The sequence below is a fragment of the Streptomyces sp. NH27 genome, from assembly GCF_056859195.1.
In genome coordinates, this window is the sequence record NZ_JACEGK010000461.1 from 1 (window position 1) to 6,445 (window position 6,445).

Annotated in this window: 4 protein-coding genes; 2 read left to right on the forward strand and 2 right to left on the reverse strand. The window is 72.5% G+C overall.

Annotation, left to right across the window (positions count from 1 at the left end; genetic code table 11):
- A partial coding sequence (gene afsR, locus AC13HU_RS29215; RefSeq protein WP_483044969.1) for an SARP-family global regulator AfsR occupies window positions 1-2,876 on the reverse strand: 2,876 nt, incomplete at its 3' end.
- 573 nt (window positions 2,877-3,449) lie between these two features.
- Between afsR and AC13HU_RS29220 the strand changes: the two genes are divergently transcribed.
- Entirely contained in the window at window positions 3,450-4,121 is a 672-nt protein-coding gene (locus tag AC13HU_RS29220) for an AMP-binding protein (protein ID WP_483044970.1), read from the forward strand.
- Window positions 4,122-4,226: 105 nt separating this feature from the next.
- Here AC13HU_RS29220 and AC13HU_RS29225 read toward each other — a convergent pair whose 3' ends face one another.
- Window positions 4,227-5,825 (reverse strand): CehA/McbA family metallohydrolase, encoded by a 1,599-nt coding sequence (locus AC13HU_RS29225; RefSeq protein ID WP_483044971.1) that lies wholly within the window; start codon window positions 5,823-5,825, stop codon window positions 4,227-4,229.
- A 260-nt stretch (window positions 5,826-6,085) separates the two neighbouring features.
- Here AC13HU_RS29225 and AC13HU_RS29230 point away from each other — a divergent pair, with 260 nt between their 5' ends.
- On the forward strand, window positions 6,086-6,289 hold the full coding sequence (locus AC13HU_RS29230; protein ID WP_483044972.1) for a hypothetical protein: 204 nt from the start codon (window positions 6,086-6,088) through the stop codon (window positions 6,287-6,289).
- The last annotated feature ends 156 nt before the right edge of the window (window positions 6,290-6,445 follow it).

The window sequence follows — 6,445 nt, forward strand, 5'->3', positions numbered from 1 at the left end:
GAGCCGAGTGCCACGTACATGCCCAGCGCATCGTGCCAGCATGCGTGCGCCCGCACGAGCTGCCCCATGTCGGCGAGGGCACGGCCGAGCACGGTGAGCACGTTGGCGGTGCGCCACTCGCCGCCCACCTCACGCTGGATGACCAGGGCCTGTTCGGCCGCGGCCGCCGACCGCAGGCTGTGTCCGGCCGCCCGGTGTGCCTCGGCCAGCCGGTAGAGCGTCATGCCCTCCCAGAACTGCTGCCGGGCGTCGCGGAAGATCTCCACCGCCTCGTTCAGCCGGGCCACCGCCTCGTCGACGCGTCCGGCGGCGGTGAGCGCGACCGCAACGGCGTACAGGCCGTTGCCGAGCCGGAAGCCGACGTTCAACTCCCGGTAGATGGCGAGCGCCTGCTGGCTGGTGGCGACCGCCGCGTCGGAGTCGCCGAGGCTCAGCTGGGCACGGGACAGGTTGCTGAGCGCGGACGCCTCGCCGTGCCGGTTGCCGTCGGACCGGAACGCCTCCAGGGCGGCTTCGTGGTACTCGGTGCAGACGTCGAAGCGTTGCGCCTGATGCGCGATGATGCCCCGCAGGTTCGGCGCGTAGCTGCAGGTGACCGGGTCCTCGGCGGCCAGCCCGACGACCATCGCGCGCCGCGCTTCCTCGTCCGCGGCGGTGAAGCGGGCGGTCATCCGCAGGAGTTGGGCGACCAGCACCCTGGCCCGGCCCTCGACCAGGGCGTCGCCGCAGGCGTTCGCGGTGGCCACGACCGCGTGCGCGGCCTGTTCGTACTGCCGGGCGTAGATCCCCGACTCCATCAGGTCCTGGGCGGCCCACAGCAGGTCCGTCGCCTTGCGCATCAGGCCGCCGCAGTCGTCGTCGGCAGACTGCTCGACGGCCGCCAACAGCACCTGGGCCTCGGCGAACAGCCACTCCAGCCCGGCTTCGCGGGAATCGAAGGCCAGGCCGGGGCACGAGGTGCCGGCGAAATGGTCCAGCACGCGATCGCCGGGGTTCTCCAGCGCGTAGACCGCCGCGGCCGACGCGAGGTAGAAGTCCAGCAGCCGGGACAGCGCCGAGCAGCGCTCCTGCTCGGTCTCGTCGCGCTCGGCGCACTCGCGGGCGTACAGCCGCAGCAGGTCGTGGAAGCGGTAACGGGCCGGCGCGGCCGACTCGATGAGGCTTATGTCGACCAGCGTCTCCAGCAACTCCTCGGCCGTGTACGGGTCGAGCTCCAGGACGGCGGCGGCCGCGTCCAGCGAGATGTCGGGGCCCTCGGGGAGGGACAACAGCCGGAAGGCGCGGGCCTGCTGGGGCGACAGGTGGCCATAGCCGAGGGCGAAGGTGGCCTTGACCGCGAGGTCGCCGGCCCGCAGTTCGTCCAACCGGCGGCGCTGGTCGGCGAGTTTGCGGGCCAGCACGGAGACGGTCCAGGTCCGGCGGGCGGCCAGCCGGGCGGCGGCGATACGGATCGCCAGCGGCAGGAAGCCGCAGGCGCCCACCACGGCGAGCGCGGCCTGCCGTTCCCCGGCCACCCGCTCCTCGCCGACGATCCGGCTGAAGAGTTGCAGCGCCTCCTCGGGCGACATCACGTCGAGGTCGACCAGGTGCGCGCCTTCCAGGTCGACCATCCGCATCCGGCTGGTGACCAGGGCGGCGCAGCCGGGTGTGCCGGGGAGCAACTGCCTTATCTGCGCGGCGTCGTAGGCGTTGTCGAGGAGGGCGAGGACGCGGCGGCCGTCGAGGGTGGAGCGGTAGAGCGCGGCGCGTTCGGCCAGCGAGTCGGGGATGGCGGGGTTGGGCACGCCCAACGCCCGCAGGAACGCGCCGAGTACGGCCTCGGGTTCGGCCGGACGTGGTTCGGTGCCTTGCAGGTCGACGTACAACTGACCGTCGGGGAAGGCGTCCCGGACCGCATGCGCGACGTGCACGGCGAGTGTGGTCTTGCCGACGCCGCCGATCCCGGCCACGGCGGAGACCGCCATCACCCCGCCCTCCTTGCCCTGCTCGGTGGCCAGGGCGAGTTGGCGGCTCAGTTCGTCGACGACGGCGCGGCGGCCGGTGAAATCGGGCACGCTCGCGGGAAGTTGCGCGGGGCGGACGATCTCAGGTACCGCGGCGACCGCGGAGACCGGCGCGGCCAGGTCCGGATCGGCCTCCAGGATGCGCTGGTGCAGGTCGCTGAGTTCGGCGGAGGGGTCGATGCCGAGCTCGTCGGCGAGCAGGCGGCGGGTGTCGGCGTAGACGCCCAGTGCCTCGGCCTGGCGCCCACTCCGGTACAACGCGAGCATCAGCAGGGCGCGCAGCCGCTCGCGCAACGGGTGTTCCGAGGAGACCGCGGTGAGTTCGGAGACCGCCTCGGCGTGCGCGCCCAGTTCCAGATCGAGTTCGAGGCATGCCTCTATCAGGCCGACCCGCCATTCGGCCAGCCGGGAGCGCTGCGTCTCCGCGTAGGGCCCGGGCAGGCCGGCCAGTGGTTCGCCGTGCCACAGGTCGAGTGCGGCCGTCAGCAGGCGGCGGGCGTGGTCCGGGTCGGTCGCCCTGACCTCCTCCGCGTCGGCGGCGAGGCGTTCGGCGACGGTGTAGTCGAGGGCGTCGGGCGCGACGTGCAGGGCATAGCCGCCGGAGTCGGTGACCAGTGACTCGGGGCCGAGCGCCTTGCGCAGCCGGAAGGCGTACGAACGCAGCGCGGCAAGCGCGGTGTTGGGCGGGCTCTCGCCCCAGATGGCATCCAGCAGTTCGGACGCGGAGGCGGTGCGGCCGCCACGCAGCAGCAACGCCGCGAGCACGGCCCGCTGCTGTGGTGCCCCGGTGCCGATCGGGTCGTCGCCACGCCAGGCACGCACCGGGCCCAGGACGGCGTATCGCAGGCCGCCCGGTTCCGTGCTGCTTTCCATCGTCTGCCCCCTGGATCGCCCATGTGCACATGCCGGGCGCGTCCCCGAGCCCGGCGCTCCGCGCGTATATCTATCGTTCATCGCTGGACGGAACAGTTCTCTGCATGACACGCGGAGCCGAAAGTTCGGCCCCGTCCGTGCCAGTTTGCCGTGTCGGGCGGCCGAGGTCACCCCGTGCATGGTGCCGATCCGGCCTCGTGCCGAATGTTGGGCCGAATTCGAGGTTCTGTCTGTGCGTGCGCGGAGGTTGTGCTGTGTGGGACAGGTTCACACCTATGTGTGCCCTGCGAATGGGCGGGTGACGGGGACATGCGGATGTCGGGCAAAAACGATTCGGCGGATTCTTCGGTTTCAGGAGTATTGCGCCGGGAAACATCACCTGTGTCCGGTGCGGTGCTCTCCTGGCCATCGCTGCACGGGACATCCACGCTCCCGGGGACGGGATCCGTACCGCCCGCACCCACCGGGACGGACACGGTGACCCGCGGCGGCGGGAAGCACAGCCGGCCTCGGCGGGGGCGCGGCGGTGGTTCCCACACCACCCTGGGCGGTGGCGGGCGTCTGCCCGGTCCCTTGCTCCGGCAGCGGGCCGAGCATCGACCGCAGGGCATCCCCGCGCTGCCCTACGGCGACAGCGCGCCGACGACCGGTACCGCCGGGTGCAGCTTCGCCGAGCTGGACCGCCGGGCCCGGGCGGTCGCCGCACGGCTGGGCAGCGTGCTGCAGCCGGGCAGCCGCGTCATGCTCGTCTACCCGCAAGGTCCTGACCTCGCAGGTGCGTTACTCGGCTGCCTGTACGCCGGCATGTCCGCGGTGCCGCTCATGCTGTCCTCGCCGGGGGCGACGAGCTCGGTGGCGCACGCGGCGCGGCGCTGCGACCCGGCGATGGTGCTCACCGGCACCGACACCTGGACGCCGCTCGCCGTCGACCGGGCGCGCATCGAGGTCGTCGAGGCGGACGGCGTCCATGTCTCCGGCGAACCGGTGTGGCGGCTCGCGCAGAACTGGCGGCCGGTGGGCGTGCTGCGCGGTGCGCCCGCCTACCACCGGTATCACGACGACGGTGCGGTGGGCGGCCGGCTGGAGCCGGCGATGACGCACGGCGATCTCACCGAGGTGATGGACGAGTTGGCGCAGGCCGTACGGCTCGGCACCGACGAGGAGAACGTCGGCTGGATAGCCGCGGTGCACGGGGTGGAGGACGCCGTGTGGCGCATCCTGCTGCCGATCCGCATCACGGCGTAGCGGACGGCGCGAGGCGGGGACGGCAGCAGGGATGCGCGGACGGATGAGACGAGGGCAGTACTGACAGGGGGCGACGCGACACCGCGGAGATTCGGACGACGGGCCCTAACGACCCAGGGCGTCGCGAGCCCGCCGCCTGTCGTGCACCAGGTCGTAACCGCGGCCGAACCAGATCGGGTTGGTGAGCGCGGCGGCCGGTCCGGGCAGGCCGGAGGTGTCGCCGGCCGCGGCGGGATGCCGCACCTCCGCGCGCACGTAGGACGCCAGCGACGCGGTGGTGGTCCACTCCACGACGCCGGAGGCGGGCAGGACCTGGCCGACGACCTGGCCTTCGTCGGTGAGCAGCCGCAGCAGGGAGCCGGCCGGCACACCGCCGACCTCGACGCGGACGGTCACCTCGGCGTCGGCCGCGACCTGCAACCGGTCACCGATGCCCGCGTGTTCGCCGCGCGGGCCGGTGGCGGACAAGGAGAGCCGGACATCGGCGTTCTCGGCGATCCAGGAGCGCCCGGCGCGGATGCCGGCCTGGAGCGAGCGGCGGTCCAGGCCATCGGCGAGCACCACCGTCTGCGGTAGGCCGACGATGTCGGGGTCGCGGTGGGCGTCGGAGTTGCCCATCGCGGGCACCCATTGGCCGTCGCTGCGCCGGGCCGCGCCGGTGAGCAGGTTGTCCCAGGTGAGCAGGGACGCTTCGTCATCGGCGGTCCAGGGGCCGTTCCAGACCTCGATGGCGTCGACGTTGTCATAGCCGAACTTCCACTGGCCGGCGAGGCTGGTGCCGTACGGGTGGGCGGGCACCACGATGCCGCCGGCCCGGCGGATCTGCCGGGCGAAGCGGTCGAAGGCGTCGTCGCGGGCCCGGTAGCGCCAGTCGATCCACTCGCCGCCGTCCATGCCGATCGCGAGATAGTGGCCGTTGCGGGTGGTGATCTCCTCACCGGTGAGGATGAGCAGGTCGTCGCCGGCCAGCGGGCCGAGCAGCGGGTGCGCGGAAGAGGTGTTGTGGTCGCTGGAGTTGATGAAGTCGAGCTTCGCCGTCCGGGCCAGCGCGGCCAGTTGCTCCAGGGTGCGCTTGCCGTCGGAGTGCACGCTGTGCAGGTGGCAGTCGCCGCGGTACCAGCCGCGACCGCGGCCGCGCACCTGTTCCGGCGGGTAGTCGGGCGCGGGGGTGGCGCCGCGATCGCCGTAGGTGAGGGTGACGGTCACCGAGTAGTTCAGGCCCTGCGGCGCGACCGTGTACGGGCCGAGCACCACATGCCAGGTGCCCGCCTCGACCGGCCCGGGCAGATAGCCGGGCGTCGCCTGCTCCGCGCTGATCGAGAACTCCGTGCGCGCCCCGCCCGACCAGCCGCGGAAGCCCCGGCCGCCCAGGTCCGTGCCGTGCTGGTCGAAGATGCCGATGTCGCAGGCGTTACCGAGTACCCCGGTGGGCACGTCGGGCCTGTCGTAGGTGTACGACACGGCGATCTGCCGCACGCCGTGCGGCACGTTCAGGGGCAGGTACACGAAGTCGGCCACGCCGGTGGGCAGGTGGCCGGTGAGGGTACGGGTCACGTCGGTGCCGTCACCCGGCGCCGGGGAGCCGGCCGCGGAGTCCTGGCCCGAGCCGGAGTCCGAGGCGGCGGCGAAGTCCACGGGGGCCAGCGTAAGGACGCCGGCCGCACCCGCGCTCGCGGAGAGCTTCAGCACATCTCGTCTGTCCATGGCATCCAGGGTCGGGGGTTCGGGTGACGGGCGTGTGGCCGCGTCCTGTGTGCACGGGGAGGGAAGGCGGCAGGATCGGTGTGGCGGTACGGCCGTACGGGTGATCGGCGCGCACCTCGGAGCGAGCCGCACCCGGTATGCCGGTATGCCGGTACGGGCGGGTGCGCCCGGGTGCGGCTGTACGTGCTCATGACCTGCTGCCGTAACCCGGCGTTTGGTCGGACGACCCGTATACGTATGGCCGTATGCCGTGGGAAAGCGTGATCAGCACGTTCGAAGGCCGGATGAGCTGGATGGGCCGGATGAGCTGTGACGCTCTGTACGTCCACAACTGCTCTGCTGCGCAGGCGAATTCGCTGCTACGCCGCCGCCTCGTCGTGTGCGGTTCATTGTCCGGCCCGCGCCGGGCTGGTGAAGTCCTTCTGGAAGAAGGCAAGTTGCGCGGGTCGGAGGAGGAGACATGAGCGGTCGTACGAGGACGAGGACGAGGATGAGGACGAGGGCGCGGGTGCGGGCCGGTGGGGCGGCGGTCGCCGCGTTGGGGGCGCTGGCCGGCGGTCTGGCGGGGGCGTCGGCGGCGGTGGCGGACGGCGACGGGGGCCTGCCGTACTCCCATGTGG